The sequence below is a fragment of the Brytella acorum genome, assembly GCF_029309905.1.
GTDB classification, from domain to species: Bacteria; Pseudomonadota; Alphaproteobacteria; order Acetobacterales; family Acetobacteraceae; genus Brytella; species Brytella acorum.
Map to the genome: position 1 here is coordinate 351,236 of NZ_JARBJP010000003.1, position 17,944 is coordinate 369,179.

A 17,944-nucleotide genomic window follows, 5' to 3' on the forward strand; every position below is an offset into this window, starting at 1 on the left:
AATTTTAACTGCCGAACCAGCGGGACGTTTCCTCGTCAGGGGCGTTTTGGGACTCCTGGGTCGGCCGTGAACGCCGCCTGCCAGGTCGGCGGAGGATCTTTCATGCCGCTGTCGTTACGGTGCCACCAACCACCGCCAAGTGCCTGAAACAGCGCTACGGTGTCGGAAAACCGCGCGGCCTGCGCCTGGACGAGCGTCTGGCGCGCGGTCAGTTCCTGCTGCTCGGCATTCTGGACGAGCGCCATGCTCACATCTCCGAGTGCAAACTGCGCACGCGCGATTTTCACGCTGCGCGCGGCGGCCTGATCGTTCTCGGCACTCGCGGAGAGGCCATCGGCATCGTCATGAAGCGCATGAAGCGTATCCGCCACATTCTGGATCGCCCCCAGCACGGTCGCGCGATACGTGTCCGCGGAGGCGAGCAGCGTCTGACGCGCCTCACGCTCAAGGTGCCAGAGCTGAAACCCCTGAAACAGCGGCTGTGCCAGCATGGCTCCGATTTCCCAGTTTCCGTATCCCGGAGCAAAGAACTGGCTCATCGCATTTATCGCCTGCCCGGGCGTGGCCGAAAGCTGGACATTGGGCAGACGGTTGGCGATCGCGACACCCACCTGCGCGCTGTTGATATGCATCTGCGCTTCGGCCGCCCGAACGTCGGGACGCTGCTCCAGAAGCCGGGACGGCAGGGAAACCGGCAGTTCCGCGGGAAGATGGAACGCTTCCAGTCTCGGCTCGGGCAGGGCCTCGTCCGGTGTCGCGCCGACGAGCGTCGCGATCTGATCGTGAGCCTGCTCAAGCGTCAACTGAAGAGGCGGCAGCAGTGCTTCGGTCTGACTGAGCAACGCTTTCTGGGCGAGTACCTCTCCCAGAGAAGCATCCCCGAGGCGCTGGCGCCCTTCCACGATTCTCAGAACGTCTTTCTGACTCGCGATCGAGGTCAGCAGCGCGTCGATCTGGGATCGGGTGCCTGCCTGCTGGATCACGGCGACGACCAGTGTGTTGATGAGCGTGTTGACCTGCGCTTCGAGCTGAAAGCGCTGCACGTCGGCCTGGGCGGCGGCGGCTTCGATCTGCCGGCGGAGTCCTCCCCAGAGATCGGGCTGATAGGAGATGTTCAACTGCAGCGTATGCAGGTTGTAGAGATACGCATTGCTGCCCGGCACAGGCGAAAGAGCGCGAGACGTCTTGTTGCGTGTCGGGTTGAAGCTCGCCGAGATACTGGGAAACATGGGCGACGCCTGGACCTTGGCCTGTTCCCATGCGGCTTTCAACGTGGCCTGCGCGCTCTGCAAACTCGGGTTCTGCGCCTGAGCCCGCGCCACAAGCGCATCGAGTTCCGGCACGCCGAAAAGCTTCCACCACGCCCCGGCCACATCGCCGCCGGTTACGAGCGTCTGCGCCATACCGGCCTGACCGGCACCGCTCGAACCATGAACCTGCCGAGGCGCCGCGCCACTCTGGTATTGCGGCGTCCCGGGCAGCGCCGGGCGATGAAAATCAGGGCCCACGGAACATGCCGACAGCGAAAGCGCCGTCATCGTGCCCAGCGCCGCCAGCCGCAGCGTTGATCCGGAGGTCATGCCGCACCTCCCGCACCGCGCTTACGATGGCGCTCCACGAAATGTTCCATTTCGTAGAAGAACACCGGCAGCACGAAGAGCGTCAGAAGGGTCGCGATCCCCAGTCCACCGACGACCACCGTCGCCAGCCCGCGCTGCACATCCGTGCCCACGCCCGTCGCGAGCGCGGCGGGCAGCATGCCCATGCTGGCGACGGTCGCGGTCATCAGAACGGGACGGAAGCGTTCGCCCGCGCCCAGAACGACGGCATCGTGGATCGTATGTCCTTCGGCATGGTGCCGATTGATGGAAGCGATCATGATGATGCCATTCTGGATCGCAACGCCGAAGAGCGCGATGAAGCCGACCGCCGTCGCAATATTGAGCGTGTCACCGCGCAGATGCAGCGCCACGAGGCCACCCAGAGTCGCCAGGGGCACGACCGACAGGACCAGAACCGCATGGCGAAGCTTGCCGAATTCGATGAAAAGCAACACCAGCATGACCGCGAACATGACCGCCAGCGCAAAGGCGAGACGCTTCTGCGCGCGCTCTTCCTGCTGGAAGCTGCCAGCCCATTCGAGATGGAAACTGCGCGGATCGAAATGCACGCGCGACCTGATCCTCGCCTGCGCGTCATCGAGATACTGCGACAGCGGGCGCTGACCGTTATCGACGCGCAGGGTGATCTGTCTCATGCCCATTTCATGGGCGATGTTGCTCTCGCCCATATGCATCGACACATCCGCCACATCGGCCAGCGGTATGGGTGCCCCCGTTGAGGAACGTAGGAGCAGCTGACGGATATCCTGCATGTTCTCGGCATCCGCGAGGGGCATATGCAGCGTGGCGTCGTAGAACCGGTCATCGACATAAACCTGCGTGATGGCGGCATCGCCGATCCCGTTCTGCACGACGGTCGCGATATCGCTGACACTGACACCGTAACGCGCCGCGCGAAGACGGTCGGCGGTGATAGCGATCTGCGGAATGCGGGGCTCCTGGAAAATCGACGCCACGGTCGTTCCCGGAGTATCTTCGAGCACGGCGACAAGTTCGTCGCCGATGCGGCGCAGCTCATGGAAGTCGTTGCCATAGACGCGCAGCACGAGCGGACTATGCGCGCCCCCCACCAGATCGCTCATATTGTCCTGAATGGGCTGGCTGATTCCGAAACTGATCCCCGGAATTTTGTTGAGGCGGAGCCTCAGCCGATTGACGAACTGTACTTTCGTCTCGCCTGCGGGCCATTGATCGTAAGGCTTGAGGCCAACCGGCATCTCGATATGTGACGGCGTCCATGGATCCGTGCCGTCGTCGTTACGACCCAGCTGTGTGATGGCGTAAGACGTCTCCGGGAATTCGCGAATGGCTGAGCGGATTTCACCCGCGATCTTGCTGCCCGCGTCCAGCGAAATGCCGGAAGGGAGCTGCACCTGAAGCCACAGCGCGCCTTCATCGAGATCTGGCAGGAATTCGCGCCCGATCGACATACCGAGCACAACGACGAGCACCAGCCCGGCGGCCCCGCCCAGATACGTCACCGTCGGGCGGACGAGCATGTAGCTCAATCCGCGTTCATAGGCGGCATGGAGCTTTTCAAGCGGGCGATTGTGCCAGATTTTGCGAGGCTTGCGCAGCGCCAGATAGGTCAGCGCCGGAATGAGACAGAGCGAGCAGGTCAGCGCGCCGATCAGCGCGAAGCTGACCGTGAACGCCATCGGACGGAAGAGCTTGCCCTCACTGCCCTCGAACGCGAAAAGCGGGCTGTACGCCACGATGATGATGAGCGTGGACGAGCAGATCGATCGCCCGGCAATGCGTGCGACACGCAGAACGCCGGCCGGGGAAAGCTCGACGGTCGGCGCCGCTTCGCGCAGGCGCAGGATGGCTTCCGTTATGACGATCGCGCCGTCCACGATGACGCCGAAATCCACGGCCCCCAGCGAAAACAGGTTCGCCGACATGCCGAACCCATGCATGAGAACGAAGACCGTCGAGAGCGCGAGCGGGATGGTGACCGCCGTGACCATGGCGCTGCGCGGACTGCCCAGAAACAGGGTGAGAATGACGAGTACGAGGCCGATGCCCTCGACCATCGTCTCGCTCACCTTGTTCGTCGTCGCCTGAACCAGAACGTCACGATCGATATAAGGCACGATCCTCACGCCGAGCGGCTTGAGACGCTCCTGCAGGGACCCGACGACCTGATGGACGTTGTTCAGGACGATCGAGGGGTTTTCGCCCGAGAGCATCGTGAGAATGCCCTCGATCGTATCGGGGTTGTTGTCCTTGCCCAGGATGCCCTGCCGAACCCTGTGTCCAAACTCGACGGTGCCAAGGTCACGCACCAGAACCGGCACGCCGTCATGCTGTCCGACCACGGTATGGGCGAGATCGTCGAGCGTGTGCATCATGCCAACGCCGCGGACGATGTAGGACTGCTGGCCGCGCGTGATCCGCCCCCCCGCCGCGTTGGCGTTGTTGGCGCCGATGGCCGTCACGACATCGTTGAATCCGATTCCGTAGCGCATGAGGGCGGCCGGATCGAGAACGAGCTGATATTCCTTGGTCAGGCCACCAAAATTATTGACGTTCACAACGCCGGGAATGCGCTGGAATGTCGGCAGCACGATCCAGCGCTGGATATCCGACAGTTCCATCAGGTTCTTGGTGTCGGATTCCAGCGTATAGCGATAGATTTCGCCGGAAGGGCCCGAAATCGGGCCAAGCTGCGGCGTCACATTTGCGGGCAGCGACGCCTGACTCATCATTTCCGTGGAGAGCTGACGCGCCAGATAGACGTTCGTCCCCTCGCGGAAGATCAAAGTGATCAGCGAAAGGCCGAAGGTGCTGCTCGACCGGCTCTCGACCACGCCGGGTGTCGCGGCCAGTGCGCGCTCAAGCGGCGTGGTAATCTGCTGTTCGACTTCCTCAGCCGCCAGACCGGCCACCTGCGTGGTCACCTGCACGTTGACGGCGCCGAGGTCCGGATAGGCTTCGACGGGCATGATCCGCCAGACATAGCCGCCCAGTATGGCGAGCAGTATCGCCGCCGAGAACACGATCCAGCGCCGCTGGAAACACAGTTCGATAAGACGTCCGATCATGTCAGCACGCCCCGATCGCATTCGCTCATGGCGCGCGACTCACAGACCGTCATTGAGCAGGATGCCGCCGCTGGAGACGATCCGGTCATCGGGCCGCAGCCCCGACAGGACACGCACATCGTCCCCTTCATCATAGGAGACCGACACCACACGCCGCGAAAAGCTGCGGGGCGCGACTTCGACGAAGACGGACATCTGATCGTTGTTCATGAGAATTGCGGATTTCGGCACCACGATCTGAGGCGGCTGGGGAACACTCACAACGACATCGCCGAACATGTTGGGCCGCAGATGGCCGTCCGGATTGGGGCAGGCCATGCGCGCCACCGTGCGTCGCGTCTCGGCGCGCAGGACCGGATCGAGGGACAGGAGGGGAGAGAAACACGGCGCGTCCGGAAAAGCGTCGAAATTCGCCTGCGCGGTTTCACCCACCTTGAGGGCGCTGACCAGATCCTCGGGAACCTGGGCCTCCACCCAGACCTCCGAAAGATCCAGCAGCGTCATCTGTTCGGCGGTCACGTCGGTCACATACTCGCCGACCGCCATTTCATTCGTCCCGACGACACCATCAACCGGGGAGACGAGGGCGACGATTCCACGCGCCGCAAGATCGGGACGGGCATCCATACTGGCCAGCCGCTGTTGCGTGCGACGGAACTCGGCTTCTGCCTGCGCGTAATCGTTACGGGCGGAATCAAGATCTTTCGTCGCGGCGCCGCCGACATTCAGGACACCCTGTGCGCGCCGGACCACACGCTCTTCAAACGCCAACTGGGCTTTCGCCTTGTCCAGATCCGACGATGCCTGTGCGAAATCACCAGACGCAATTTCCGCGACGATGTCGCCACGATGAACAGTGTCACCCGGCTTGAGAGCCGACGCTATGACATGCCCCGTAACCGGCGCCTTCACAGTGATGCTGCGCAGAGGCTCGGCCTGGACCGTGGCCGGCACGGACATATTATGTGGCAGACGGCGCAATTCGACGGCGTTGACTTTCAGCCGGGCCAGGAGGGGAGAGTCATCCGTGACGACGATGGCATCGCCTTCCCTGTGCATCATGGCCACCGAAACGCCAGGAAGCGGGTGCTTGTGGGAACGGATGACCGCGAAGAGAACCGCCGATAGAATCAAAGCGAGAAGACCCGCCGACACCTGATGGCGCACGCTGATTGAACGCATGCTGAACGTAGAGCCTCTTCAACGGTTGGCGGGCCGCTTCTGGTGAAACGTTATGCAATAAAACAGAAAACGGTTGACGTAGAAACAGAGATATTATGGCGTGGGCAAGGCGCATTACGGCTTTCAGGGGAAGCGCCCCATGAAGTCAAGATGCGGAGCGTGCTGTTTCGGCTCCCGCAACACAAATATCATGGAAACGACGTTATTTGACCTCCACGGGCGCGCCGATGGTCCTGAGGGATCGCGGGCGGACGGGGCCGCCCAGAAGGTGTCCGATCGGCGTCAGGGCATCGATATGGTCGCAGAATATTTTGAAGACCGCGAGCATGGGGACGGAAAGGAACACGCCCGATATACCCCACATCCAGTCCCAGAACATGAGCGACGCCATCACGAGAACGGGATTGAGCGTGAAGCGTTTCGCCAGGAGCATCGGCGTGATGGTTTCGCCCTCGAGGATGTGGATGCACAGATAGATCGCGGGCGGCAAAAGCGCGTAAAGGCTGGACGAGAAGGTGAACATGCCCACGAACAGATAGACGACGACGCCGGTGAGCGGGCCTATGATCGGCACGTAGTTCAGCAGGAACGCCAGCACGCCCCAGAGTAGCGGATTGGGCATCCCCGTCAGCCAGCACTGCAGGAAGTTCAGGATACCGACCAGCAGGTTCATGATCGTGATCGTCGCGAGGTAGAGGGACACATTACGCTCGATCTGCGAGACGATCTGCACCATGCGCCTCTTGTCCGCGTAGGTCGGCATGATCTCGACCACACGCCGCAACAGGCTGTCTCCCTCGGTCATGAGGAAGAACAACATGAGCAGCATGGTGAAGAATTCGCCCATGAAGGCGCGCGTGCCCGTCAGTACGGCGGTGCCGATATGGCCGAAAGCCATGAAGTCCGCGGGCGCCGTGATGCCGTGTCGTGACGATCCGGTGAAGAACATCGCGACCGTGCGGTCATAAGCCGTATACACCGCCTCGAAGGGGCCGTGCAGATAGGCAAGCTTCTTCTGGATGACCGGAATGCTGTGAGGCACCTCGGAAAGCCATGCGGCGGCGGGCACGGAAATCGCCGTCCCGATACCGGCCACGAAAACGAACATCGCCGCGATCAGAAACAGCGCCGCCAGAGGCTTCGGCACATGGAAGCGGTTATGCAGCATACGCATGGGGGTGACCATGAGCAGGTTCACCACGGTCGCGAACACGAAGGGCAGAACAATTTCCGCAGCGAAGTAGAGAGAATAGAAAACCGCAAGAACCGTCAGGATGATGATGCACACGTCCCGCACGCTCAGCGAGTGCGTCAGCATCACACGGCGGATGATCCGCTCCTGGGTCGGCGCCTCAGGATCGCCCGCATGGGCCGCCGATGTCGGCGTGGGCGACGTTGGATCCGGTCGGGAGCCTGTGGCGGACATCGAAAAACTACTCCCCCTGATCGGCATACCGCGAGCCTGCTTGTAGCTCATCCTGCCCCCGTGGCGAGTCCTGTTCCTGCGAAACTGGCGCCAACGTGAAGACTTTATCCAAAAAGACATCCCCGCATCTCGCCCAACGGGCGTAGCCGGTCCGCCGTCACTCGAATGACTCCCGCTCAACCGACCCGAACCCCCTGCCCCGGAAGGCCCAACAAAAACATGGGTCCGCGTCGACCACACCAACGTCCCGGTCGGACCGAAGATTGACGAATATGGCGATCACACCTCAAAAAAAACGGTCAAACTCCAAAAATCCCTTGCAACAAGAGTGTCAGGCCGATATCAGCGGCGGCCTGGCCCAAGGGGGCAATAATGCCCAACAGGCTGTCTACTGGTTTGGGGGTACGTGATGAACGCACTTGCTCAACTGGGGATGGTATCGGGACACCCGAGAGATAACCAGACGATCGCACCGGCTTCTTCTCATCATGAGGAGTGCAAGGACTATTTTATCGAGCGGGATGGCGAGCGTTATGCTGGCCATCATCTGCTAATTGACTTCTGGGACGCCACCAATCTGGACGATCCCGCGAAGATTGATGCGACGCTTTGCGAAGCGGCCGTAACAGCAGGCGCTACGATTCTGCATAGCCACTTTCACCACTTCTCGCCGAATGGCGGGGTTTCGGGGGTTATCGTGCTGGCCGAGAGTCACATCTCGATCCACACTTGGCCCGAACGTAATTTCGCAGCCGTGGACGTGTTCATGTGCGGCGCCTGCGACCCGAATCTTACGATTCCGGTCATGCAGCGCCTCTTTCAGGCAGACCGCGTGGTTGCCCAGGAAGAACGACGCGGCCGCGAACCCGCCAAGATCGCCGCCTGATTGACCGGAATGCGGTACGATTTGAAGAGGCCGGACCGAAGGGTTCGGCCTTTTTTTTCGTGATGAACGTGACGATGAGAGAGAACCGAGCCCATGAACGAACGACCTGACGAGACCTGGATCAACGAGACGCTTTACCCTGACTGGGGACAGCGCTTTCGCGTCACGAAAGAACTCGCGCGCGTTCGCAGCGACTTTCAGGACATCGTCGTGTTTGAAAGCGATTCGCATGGCCGTGTACTGGTGCTGGACGGTGCCATTCAGATCACCGAGCGCGATGAATTCGTCTATCAGGAAATGCTGACCCACGTTCCGATGCTGGCGCACCCCGACGCTCGTCGCGTGCTCATCATTGGTGCTGGCGATGGTGGTGTTCTTCGACGCGTCCTGCAGCACAAGACCGTCGAGAAGGCCGTTATGGTCGAAATTGACGGGCTGGTCATCGAACTCTCCAAAACGCACCTCCCCTCGATCGCGGGCGATGCCTGGAACGACCCGCGCGCCGAAGTCATCGTGGGAGACGGCATCGATTACGTCGCAAAGGCCGCCGATGAATCCTTTGACGTGATTATCGTCGACTCCACCGATCCGGTCGGCGTGGGCGAAGTTCTGTTCACGGACGCCTTCTACAAGGATTGCGCCCGCATCCTTTCGAGCGATGGCCTGATCGTCAATCAATGCGGCGTTCCGTTCATGCAGGCGGATGAATTGCGCGAGACGTCCGTGCGCCGCGCCCGGTTCTTTCCCCATGTTTCGGCTTATGTCGCCGCCGTGCCGACTTATGTGGGGGGCTTCATGACTCTGGGCATTGCCTCAAAAGGACAGAAACCAGATACGCAGACCTCTGCCGAGATCTCGGAACGCGCCCAAAAAGTCGGCGTTCTGGGAACGACGCGTTACTGGACGCCCGAAATTCATACAGGCGCTTTCAACCTGCCCCCCTACATCGCCGAGAACCTGCCCTCTGGCATCGCTTGATGGGTCAATGCTGCGAAAGACAGATCGGAATCGCGTCGACCGCCCCGGAAAGGGCGGTTTTTCGATCTAACGGAAGCCGTAAATAACGATTCATTAACGGTAGTATCGATTTGAATGGTTAATTTGTAGTTAGTGAATTGCTTTTTATCTGTCGGAATCGCTGCTTTTTATTGAATTGGGCGAAAAACCGATTAGATAAGCCATGAGTCGATGACATGCCCGTCATTCACGTTGGGAAAGCGCAAATTTCTATGGCGAACTCTTGGAACGGCCCCGCGTCAGGTAGTTGGTTTGCCGCAGCGAACTGGGCTGCGGGTCTTCCTCAGGACAAGACCTACGAGGTGCCAGATATTTCCGGTACCTACACGGTCAACTATGACAAGGCGGACAACACCGATTACTCCAATGGAGTCGTCGTTGAGCACGGCGCGACACTGAATGTCACGGCGTCTTCCACATCCGTATCTCCGGTCTTCAAAGTGAATGGCATCACGATCGGCACGGACTCCACGGTCAATGTGACGACCACCAGCCCTGTTACCCTCGGCAGTTCCAATGCCACGGTTAACGGCACGCTGCGTATCGTGAACAACAATAGCGTCGATTTCGGCTACAAGATTTCGGGAAGCGGTTCGATCATTCTCGACGGCTCGACGGTGGGACTCAGCCAGGCGGTCGCGCTCGACAAGGAGACCGTCACGCTTGTCAACGGCTCCAAGATCTACTTGAACGACACTGGAAGCGCGAAATTTGCGTTTGGTGCCGCGAATGCGCACGCGGCATCCAACCAGTTGATTGTCCCCGATAACGGTGGCAATCCGATCACCAACGAAATTACGGGCTACAACAGTTCCTCGCTGATCACGGTCGCCGCAGGCAGCACGGCACCGATCAACGCGACGTTCTCGGCCAACGGTAATGGCACCTACAAGCTCTACATTGCACTCAATGCCTATAATTATGGCATCACGTTCACGGATATTTCGTTCGCCGCCGGCGTAACGCCTTCGAGCGCCAAAATTGTACAGAATGATGATGGAAGCTGGAGCGTCGTTACGGCGACAACCCATGTCTGCTTCCTCGCAGGCACACGGATCCTGACCATCTCGGGTGAAAAATCCGTCGAAACGCTTTCCGAAGATGACGTGCTGGTAACGCTGGGTCGCGATGGTGCGCGATCCGAACAGCGTGTTGTCTGGATAGGTCGTCAGCATGCGCGTGTCCAGCCCTGGCTGGCCATCACAGATGCGGGCTATCCGGTCCGAATCAGCGCCAACGCCATTGCCGAGGGGCTTCCCTCACGCGACCTTCTGGTCACAGCCGAGCATTGCCTGTTCATCGACGGCGGATTCGTTCCGGCGCGCATGCTCGTGAACGGTCGTTCGATCTCCTATGATCTATCACGGACGTCGTTTGACTACTTCCATGTCGAGACCGAGCATCATGCGATCATTCTGGCGGACTCGATGCCAACTGAGAGCTATCTCGACACCGGCAACCGTGCTCAGTTCGAAGGCAACGACGTCGGCAAACTCGTTCGCACGTGGCGCGACGACGCGGCGGCCCCGCTGACTACGGCGCGTGAAATCGTCGAGCCGATCTTCGACCGCATCAACAGACGCGCGGAAACACTGGGCTTCGCGCCCGCGATCGTGGATACGACGGCCACGAATGGCACGAACCTGCATGTCGTCCTGCCCGACGGTCGCAGCCTCGCGGCGGTGCGTCATGTCGGCAATCAGTTCGTGTTCTCGATCCCGGCGACGGTCGGCATGGTGCGACTCGTCTCCAACGCAGCACGCCCATCCGATGCCATCGGCCCGTATGTCGACGACCGCCGGACACTCGGTCTGCTGGTCAGCGGTGTCACCCTGTGGGACGCGGACTCGACACGCAGCATCGACTTCAGGTCGGGCAGCCTCGCGGGCTGGAATCCGGTCGAGGGCGAGATGCGCTGGACCTCGGGGGACGCTCTGATCGAGCTTGGCGATCGCGCGCCTGGCGTCATGGGCATGCTGGTCATCGACGTCGCGGCGACCGCACCCCGCCACGAGGGCAAGGCGTCGATCGCCGCCTGACGCCGAACCTTATGTCACGGAGTGGGGACGACGCATTTTCCCGTGCGGAAGAGTTCCCACTCCTCGCAGACACGTCCGTCGGGCAGATGACACATGCCGTATTGCCCCGCGGCGCCCGTGCGAATTTCGAGTTTACCACCAGCCTTGATACAGGCGACGGAAGCCGGATTGGGCATCCCAATTCGTGTGGGCGGCTCCGCCTTAGCGGCACAGCCCGCGACCAGAACCAGAGCCACCAGCGCGATCCGCTTCATGGTGCGCGCCGCGCGAAAAAGCGCACGCTCCGTTCCTCGATTTTAAGATCACGCAGGGCCGCCGCGAATTTCTCGAAATGCGGCGTTTTCAAATGCGCTTCGAATGCGGGCCGTCCGGTGTAGACTTCATAGAGAACGATCGTGTCCGGCTGATCCTCAGGAGTCAGGACGACGAATTCCAGACAGCCGTCTTCGTCTCCGACGGAACGCTCGGCATCGAAACGACACATCTCCAGAAACGGTTCGAATGTTTCGGAAGTCGTTGCGAATTCCGCAATGACTGTCAGCGGTGTGACCATAATCTTTCTCCTTCAGGCACTTGAGCGAGAATAACACTCAACGTCGCGAATGCACGCCCGTTCTCGACATTGTTTTCCCGATTGACGGATGGCGCTTAAACCTGTCAGAGGGACATCACTGATGACGGGAGAGACCGGGTGAAACAGACCGGCGCCGAAGGAGCAACCGCCCCGGAAACTCTCAGGCCAAAGGACCGACATCGGCTGAACTTCTGGAAAGAGGCGCGTCTTCGAATGCGTCCGCCGACGGGATAACGATCTCAGGCAAATCGACAGAAGGGGCAACGACGTTTCACCTCCCATGACGGAGTCCGTCCTTGTCTGAAGCCTCCACGGCCCGCGTGCCGCTCCATGACCTCCATGTCGAGCTGGGTGCGAAGATCGTTCCTTTCGCCGGATACGAAATGCCGCTGCAATACCCGGCGGGGCTGATGACCGAACACCTGCATACCCGCAAGGCGGCCGGGCTGTTCGACGTCTCCCACATGGGCCAGCTGCGCATCACCGCGAAATCGGGCGATCTTAGCGACGCCGCTCTCGCTCTCGAGACAATCATCCCCGTTGATCTCGCAACCCTTGCGCCGCATCGCCAGCGCTATGGTTTTCTGACCAACGATCGCGGCGGCATCATGGACGACCTGATGGTCGCGAACATGGGCGGCTGGTTGTTCGTGGTCGTCAATGCGGCCTGCAAAGCCAGTGATACGGCCCATATCGCAGCCATGATCGGCGATCGCGTGCATATCGAACGCCTTGATGACCGGGCGCTCCTTGCGCTTCAGGGGCCGCAGGCCGTCGATGTTCTGACGCCACTGTGTCCGGCAGCCGCGTCCATGCGCTTCATGGACGCCATCGAGACCGACGTCGCGGGTGTGCCATGCACCGTGACGCGCTCGGGGTACACCGGCGAGGATGGCTACGAACTCGGCATGAAAGCGTCGGACGCCGATACCGTCGCCCGTGCCCTGCTCAGAGACGAGAGTGTGCTGCCGATCGGCCTCGGTGCGCGTGACAGCCTGCGTCTCGAAGCCGGGCTGTGCCTCTATGGCAACGATATCGACGAGACGACTACACCCGTCGAAGGCAATCTCGTCTGGGCGATGCAAAAGGCCCGCCGTGCCGGAGGCGCTCGCGAAGGGGGCTATCCCGGCGCCGCGCAGATCATGCAGCAGGCGGCCAGTGGCGTTTCGCGGCTGCGTGTCGGCCTGGCCCCCGAAGGCCGCGCGCCCGTGCGCGCCGGCGCGAAACTTTTTGCCGATGCCGACGGTCAGATCCCGGCAGGCGTGGTGACGTCGGGCGCCTTCGGTCCCAGCATCAACGCGCCGGTCGCCATGGGCTATGTCGACACGAAACATTCCGAAACCGGCACGGCGCTTTTCGCTGAACTGCGCGGCAAGTTCGTGCCCGTGACGGTCAGCGCCCTGCCTTTCGTCAAGCCCGGTTTCAAGCGCTGATCCCGGATTTCATTTCAACCCTCAGGACGGAAGCCGCCCGATGAGCACCACTTACTACACGAAGTCCCACGAATGGGTCCGCCTCGATGGCGACATCGCGACCGTTGGAATCACCGCTCACGCCGCCGATGAGCTGGGTGAACTGGTCTTCGTCGAAGCCAAGGACGAAGGCACGGAAATCGGCCAGGGAGAACCCGCCGCGGTCGTCGAATCCGTCAAGGCCGCATCGGACATCTATGCTCCCATCGCGGGCGCGATCGCGGGCTTCAATGCGAAGCTGTCGGAAGAACCGAACCTGATCGGCCAGGACCCTGAAGGCGAAGGCTGGATCTTCAAGCTGAAGGTCGGCGATTCCTCACAGCTCGAGGGACTGCTCGACGAAGCCGCCTACAAGGCCTCGCTCTAAGTTTCCCGCACCAAAGGCAGGAGGCCGGCATCCTGGCTGGCCCCTCATGAAGGACAGTATCTGACGTGTCATCCTCTGCCGCGCCCATCTGGCCCCAGCACGACGCCGACGCTTTCGCCACCCGGCATAACGGTCCCCGGCCCGCCGAAGTGGCGTCCATGCTCGAAATGCTCGGCGTGGACAGTCTTGAGGCGCTGATCGCCCAGACGGTTCCCGCCGCCATTCTCGATCGCGCCGATAGCGGCATCGGCGAAGGGCTGACGGAAACCGAGGCGCTGGCGCGTCTGAAAGCCATGGCGTCGAAGAACGTCGTCATGCGCTCGATGATCGGTCAGGGTTATTCCGACACGATCCTGCCGCCGGTGATCCAGCGCAACATTCTCGAAAACCCGGCCTGGTACACGGCCTACACGCCCTATCAGCCCGAGATCAGCCAGGGCCGTCTCGAAGCGCTGCTGAACTTCCAGACGCTGGTGCGTGATCTGACGGGCATGGACATCGCCAACGCGTCGCTGCTCGACGAGGCCACGGCCTGCGCCGAAGCCATGGCGCTGGCCCAGCGCGTCTCGAAATCCAAGGCGACACGCTTCTTCGTCGACGCGGACACGCACCCGCAGACGCTTTCGGTTCTGCGCACGCGCGCGGAGCCGCTGGGCTGGGAGATCGTCGTCGGCGACCCGGAAAAGGATCTGGACGCGGCCTCCGTCTTCGGCGCTCTGTTCTCCTATCCCGGCAGTTCGGGTCAGGTCCGCGATTTCCGCGACGTGATCGAGGCGCTCCACGCGGCGGGCGCGATCGCGGCCATGACATGCGATCCGCTGGCGCTCGTGATGCTGGAATCCCCCGGCCAGCTCGGCGCGGACATCGCGATCGGCTCGATGCAGCGTTACGGCGTGCCGATGGGCTTCGGCGGCCCGCATGCCGGGTTCATGGCCACGCGCGACGCCTATAAGCGCAACATGCCGGGCCGGTTGGTCGGCGTGTCGCGGGACAGCCACGGCAAACCCGCCTATCGCCTCGCGCTTCAGACGCGCGAGCAGCATATCCGCCGCGAGAAGGCGACGTCGAACATCTGCACGGCGCAGGTACTGCTCGCCGTCATCGCATCCATGTATGCGGTCTATCACGGTCCCGACGGTCTACGCGCCATCGCGCGCCGCACGCATCGCTTCGCCACCATCCTCGCGGACGGTCTGCGCGCCCTTGATGTCACAGTCGAAACATCGGCGTTCTTCGACACGATTACTGTCCAGGCGGGCGAATCCGCCGCTCTGATTCTGGATCGGGTCCGCGAGGCCGGAGTCAACCTGCGGGACGCCGGAGCAGGGCGGATCGGCATTGCCTGCGACGAGACGACGACACAGGCCGATATCGAAGCCGTCTGGCGCGGCTTCCGCCCGGATGACGCGCGTCTGGCGACACTGGCGGACAGGCTGAGCGTCCGTGAACCGCTGCCCGCGGCACTTCTGCGTCAGGATGAAATCCTCGGCCATGCGGTGTTTCACGCGCATCGCTCGGAAACGGATCTCCTGCGCTACATGCGTCGCCTGTCGGACTTCGATCTCGCGCTCGACCGCACCATGATCCCGCTGGGCTCGTGCACGATGAAGCTCAACGCCACAGCCGAGATGATCCCCATCACCTGGCCCGAGTTCGGCGGCATCCACCCCTTCGCGCCCGCCGACCAGACCCGGGGCTATGCGGAACTCTTCGCTTATCTCGAGCGCGCGCTGTGCCTGCTCTCGGGCTATGACGCCGTCTCGCTCCAGCCGAACTCGGGGGCTCAGGGCGAATATGCCGGTCTCCTCGCCATCCGCGCCTATCACCGGGCCCGCGGCGATTTTGAACGCGATGTCTGCCTGATTCCCGCTTCGGCCCACGGCACCAACCCGGCATCGGCCCAGATGGCGGCCATGCGCGTCGTCGTCGTCGCCTGCGATGCGTCGGGCAATGTCGATATGGCGGATCTGGACGCCAAACTTGCCCAGAACGAAGGCCGGGTCGCGGCCATCATGATCACCTACCCGTCGACGCATGGCGTGTTCGAGGAAGGTGTGGTGGAACTCTGCAACAAGGTTCATGCGGCGGGCGGTCAGGTCTATCTCGACGGTGCGAACATGAACGCGCAGGTCGGGCTGTCGCGCCCCGGCCATTACGGCGCGGATGTCTCACATTTCAACCTGCACAAGACCTTCTGCATCCCGCATGGGGGCGGTGGACCGGGGATGGGACCGATCGGCGTCAAGTCGCATCTCGCGCCTTATCTGCCCGGCCGTCCCGAAACCGGAGGCGAGCACTGCGTGTCAGCCGCGCCTTATGGCTCGGCCTCGATCCTGCCAATTTCGGTCGCCTATATCATGATGATGGGTGATGCCGGTCTACGCCGCGCCACCGAGATCGCCATTCTCAACGCGAACTACATCGCAGCCCGCCTCGGCGAGCATTATCCGGTGCTGTATCGCGGCACCAACGGTCGTACAGCCCATGAGTGCATCGTGGATCTGCGGCCGCTGAAGGATAAGGTCGGCGTGACCGTGGACGACATCGCCAAGCGCCTCATCGATCATGGCTTCCATGCGCCGACCGTAAGCTTCCCTGTCGCGGGCACCTTCATGATCGAGCCGACCGAATCCGAGGGCAAGGTCGAACTCGACCGGTTCTGCGACGCCATGATCGCCATCCGCCGCGAGATCGCCGCCGTCGAGGCGGGAGAGATCGCAATGGATGAGAGCCCGCTGCATTTCGCGCCCCATACCGTGGCCGATTTGCTGGGCGCCTGGGAGCGCGCCTATGATCGCGCGACCGGCTGTTTTCCCAACGGCGAGACGACCGCGAAATACTGGACCCCGGTCAATCGCATCGACAATGCCTGGGGCGATCGCAATCTGGTCTGTTCCTGCCCCGATATTTCGGAATACGCTGACGCGGCAGAATAAACCGCTCTTCTGGACAACGGAAAAAGCGTTCCTTCGGGGACGCTTTTTTTATTTGCGATGAGCGTTACTATACATATGGCAGAAAAAATTCGAACGCGGATATATCATAACCGAGCACTTCCGCACTCCACCCATGCATGGAAAACCTTATCATCCCAATAAATTTAAAAACCTCTCATGGAATGGACAATAAATCCAAATACAATCCGCTATCCAAACTTTCCTACTTTAAAAAAATTCTATGTATTCCCGTATGTAACACTTTGTTAGCGCCCTTAACCGCAGGTGCTATTTAATAAATATTTGATATTCGAAATGTGGACAGGCTGTCATGAAATGCCATGATTCATTCCCCGCTTCTTGATGCCACCCGCTCTGATTTTTCCGATGATGTCGTTGCGTCTATAAAACAGTATCAGCGTTCTGATCTGAAACGCAGTCTGTTTCAGGTCACGACGACCATTGGCGCCCTCCTGACGTGCTGTGTCATGATCTACGCTGGCGTTTCGCATGGCTGGTGGGCTGCCCTGGTGCTGACGCCGCTTGCGGCGGGGCTCTCCATCCGCACATTCGTTTTGCAGCATGACTGCGGGCATGGGTCGCTCTTCAAAAAACAATGGCTCAACGATCTGACGGGGCGTATCTGCTCCCTTCTGACACTGACTCCCTACGATCATTGGAGAAGACATCATGCCCTTCACCATGGCTCATGGAACAACATGGGAACACGGGGAAGGATTTCAGACATGTATTCAGACTGCATCACGACGTCTGAATACAAAAAGATGAAAAGCCTGAGGAAAATTTTCTACAGGATCAGTATAAATCCGATCCTCACTATTCTGATCATGCCTCCATTCATATTTTTTATTGTCTACAGAATTGCATTCGATACCCCTCGCTCCTGGATACGTGAGAGGATGGGCGTCTACCTGACCAATCTATGCCTATTTCTAACCTACAGTGCTCTGATCTGGTTCATGGGCTGGAAGACCGTGGCGCTTGTCAGCTTCCTCGTGATTTATCCTGCGGCCGTGTCTGGCGTCTGGCTTTTTATTGTCCAACATAAGTTTGAAGGGGTTCATCGGGCTGAACATGCGCAGTGGAACAATCTGGAGGCCTCGGGAACCGGATGTTCCTTCCTCCGCCTTCCCCGCGTCCTTCGCTGGTTCTCGGGCGATATCGGCGCTCATCATGTTCATCACGCCGCACCTGGCATTCCCAATTATCGCCTCGTGGATTGTCACAACGCGCATCCGGTCTTTCAGAAAGTAAAAATTCTGAATTTTCGCGATGGCATGCGGGAGGCCCAAAGCAACGTGATCTGGGACGAAGAGAGTCGCACGATGATCGAGTTGCGCCAGGTCTGTTAAGGC

13 protein-coding genes and 2 riboswitches are annotated in these 17,944 nt (G+C 60.7%); of the genes, 7 read left to right on the forward strand and 6 right to left on the reverse strand.

Annotated features, from left to right (window positions below):
- Positions 1–35: 35 nt before the first annotated feature.
- The 4 genes from PWM43_RS08100 to PWM43_RS08115 form a co-directional block, all read right to left on the reverse strand.
- Positions 36–1,580, reverse strand: coding sequence for an efflux transporter outer membrane subunit (locus tag PWM43_RS08100; RefSeq protein ID WP_289841987.1), 1,545 nt, complete (start codon positions 1,578–1,580; stop codon positions 36–38).
- Complete coding sequence (locus PWM43_RS08105; protein ID WP_289841988.1) at positions 1,577–4,669, reverse strand: efflux RND transporter permease subunit; 3,093 nt, start codon at positions 4,667–4,669, stop codon at positions 1,577–1,579. Before PWM43_RS08105 ends, PWM43_RS08100 begins: the two co-directional genes overlap by 4 nt.
- Positions 4,670–4,708: 39 nt before the next feature.
- The gene (locus tag PWM43_RS08110) at positions 4,709–5,851 is read right to left on the reverse strand and encodes an efflux RND transporter periplasmic adaptor subunit (protein WP_289841989.1); all 1,143 of its coding nucleotides are present in this window, start codon (positions 5,849–5,851) and stop codon (positions 4,709–4,711) included.
- Between the two features lie 202 nt (positions 5,852–6,053).
- Positions 6,054–7,169 carry an AI-2E family transporter gene (locus PWM43_RS08115; protein WP_289842040.1) on the reverse strand — a complete coding sequence of 372 codons (1,116 nt, stop codon included), beginning with the start codon at positions 7,167–7,169 and terminating at the stop codon, positions 6,054–6,056.
- Between the two features lie 517 nt (positions 7,170–7,686).
- Between PWM43_RS08115 and speD the strand changes: the two genes are divergently transcribed.
- From speD to PWM43_RS08130, 3 genes are all read left to right on the forward strand, one after another.
- Positions 7,687–8,163 (forward strand): adenosylmethionine decarboxylase, encoded by a 477-nt coding sequence (gene speD, locus PWM43_RS08120; RefSeq protein WP_289842041.1) that lies wholly within the window; start codon positions 7,687–7,689, stop codon positions 8,161–8,163.
- Positions 8,164–8,256: 93 nt separating this feature from the next.
- The gene (gene speE, locus PWM43_RS08125; RefSeq protein WP_289841990.1) at positions 8,257–9,141 is read left to right on the forward strand and encodes a polyamine aminopropyltransferase; all 885 of its coding nucleotides are present in this window, start codon (positions 8,257–8,259) and stop codon (positions 9,139–9,141) included.
- Positions 9,142–9,392: 251 nt separating this feature from the next.
- Positions 9,393–11,219: a Hint domain-containing protein gene (locus PWM43_RS08130; protein ID WP_289841991.1), complete on the forward strand. Its 1,827-nt coding sequence runs from the start codon at positions 9,393–9,395 to the stop codon at positions 11,217–11,219.
- A gap of 14 nt (positions 11,220–11,233) precedes the next feature.
- Here the strand turns inward: PWM43_RS08130 and PWM43_RS08135 are convergent, their stop codons facing one another.
- Both PWM43_RS08135 and PWM43_RS08140 read right to left on the reverse strand, forming a co-directional pair.
- Entirely contained in the window at positions 11,234–11,473 is a 240-nt protein-coding gene (locus PWM43_RS08135; protein WP_289841992.1) for a putative hemolysin, read from the reverse strand.
- The gene (locus PWM43_RS08140) at positions 11,470–11,772 is read right to left on the reverse strand and encodes a putative quinol monooxygenase (RefSeq protein WP_289841993.1); all 303 of its coding nucleotides are present in this window, start codon (positions 11,770–11,772) and stop codon (positions 11,470–11,472) included. Before PWM43_RS08140 ends, PWM43_RS08135 begins: the two co-directional genes overlap by 4 nt.
- Positions 11,773–11,887: 115 nt before the next feature.
- A riboswitch (glycine riboswitch) is annotated at positions 11,888–11,979 on the forward strand.
- A 2-nt stretch (positions 11,980–11,981) separates the two neighbouring features.
- A riboswitch (glycine riboswitch) is annotated at positions 11,982–12,051 on the forward strand.
- A gap of 38 nt (positions 12,052–12,089) precedes the next feature.
- Between PWM43_RS08140 and gcvT the strand changes: the two genes are divergently transcribed.
- From gcvT to PWM43_RS08160, 4 genes are all read left to right on the forward strand, one after another.
- Positions 12,090–13,226, forward strand: a complete 1,137-nt coding sequence (gcvT, locus tag PWM43_RS08145) for a glycine cleavage system aminomethyltransferase GcvT (RefSeq protein WP_289841994.1) — start codon at positions 12,090–12,092, stop codon at positions 13,224–13,226.
- Positions 13,227–13,266: 40 nt separating this feature from the next.
- On the forward strand, positions 13,267–13,632 hold the full coding sequence (gene gcvH, locus PWM43_RS08150) for a glycine cleavage system protein GcvH (protein WP_289841995.1): 366 nt from the start codon (positions 13,267–13,269) through the stop codon (positions 13,630–13,632).
- 65 nt (positions 13,633–13,697) lie between these two features.
- Positions 13,698–16,568, forward strand: coding sequence for an aminomethyl-transferring glycine dehydrogenase (gcvP, locus tag PWM43_RS08155; protein WP_289841996.1), 2,871 nt, complete (start codon positions 13,698–13,700; stop codon positions 16,566–16,568).
- A 341-nt stretch (positions 16,569–16,909) separates the two neighbouring features.
- Positions 16,910–17,941 carry a fatty acid desaturase family protein gene (locus PWM43_RS08160; protein WP_289841997.1) on the forward strand — a complete coding sequence of 344 codons (1,032 nt, stop codon included), beginning with the start codon at positions 16,910–16,912 and terminating at the stop codon, positions 17,939–17,941.
- Positions 17,942–17,944: the final 3 nt, after the last annotated feature.

Excerpts from the sequence above, each read along its gene's own strand:
- PWM43_RS08100 (WP_289841987.1), bottom strand. The coding sequence starts at position 1,580 with ATGACCTCCGGATCAACGCTGCGGCTGGCGGCGCTGGGCACGATGACG.
- PWM43_RS08105 (WP_289841988.1), bottom strand. The coding sequence starts at position 4,669 with ATGATCGGACGTCTTATCGAACTGTGTTTCCAGCGGCGCTGGATCGTG.
- PWM43_RS08110 (WP_289841989.1), bottom strand. The coding sequence starts at position 5,851 with ATGCGTTCAATCAGCGTGCGCCATCAGGTGTCGGCGGGTCTTCTCGCT.
- PWM43_RS08115 (WP_289842040.1), bottom strand. The coding sequence starts at position 7,169 with ATGCTGACGCACTCGCTGAGCGTGCGGGACGTGTGCATCATCATCCTG.
- speD (WP_289842041.1), top strand. The coding sequence starts at position 7,687 with ATGAACGCACTTGCTCAACTGGGGATGGTATCGGGACACCCGAGAGAT.
- speE (WP_289841990.1), top strand. The coding sequence starts at position 8,257 with ATGAACGAACGACCTGACGAGACCTGGATCAACGAGACGCTTTACCCT.
- PWM43_RS08130 (WP_289841991.1), top strand. The coding sequence starts at position 9,393 with ATGGCGAACTCTTGGAACGGCCCCGCGTCAGGTAGTTGGTTTGCCGCA.
- PWM43_RS08135 (WP_289841992.1), bottom strand. The coding sequence starts at position 11,473 with ATGAAGCGGATCGCGCTGGTGGCTCTGGTTCTGGTCGCGGGCTGTGCC.
- PWM43_RS08140 (WP_289841993.1), bottom strand. The coding sequence starts at position 11,772 with ATGGTCACACCGCTGACAGTCATTGCGGAATTCGCAACGACTTCCGAA.
- gcvH (WP_289841995.1), top strand. The coding sequence starts at position 13,267 with ATGAGCACCACTTACTACACGAAGTCCCACGAATGGGTCCGCCTCGAT.
- PWM43_RS08160 (WP_289841997.1), top strand. The coding sequence starts at position 16,910 with ATGATTCATTCCCCGCTTCTTGATGCCACCCGCTCTGATTTTTCCGAT.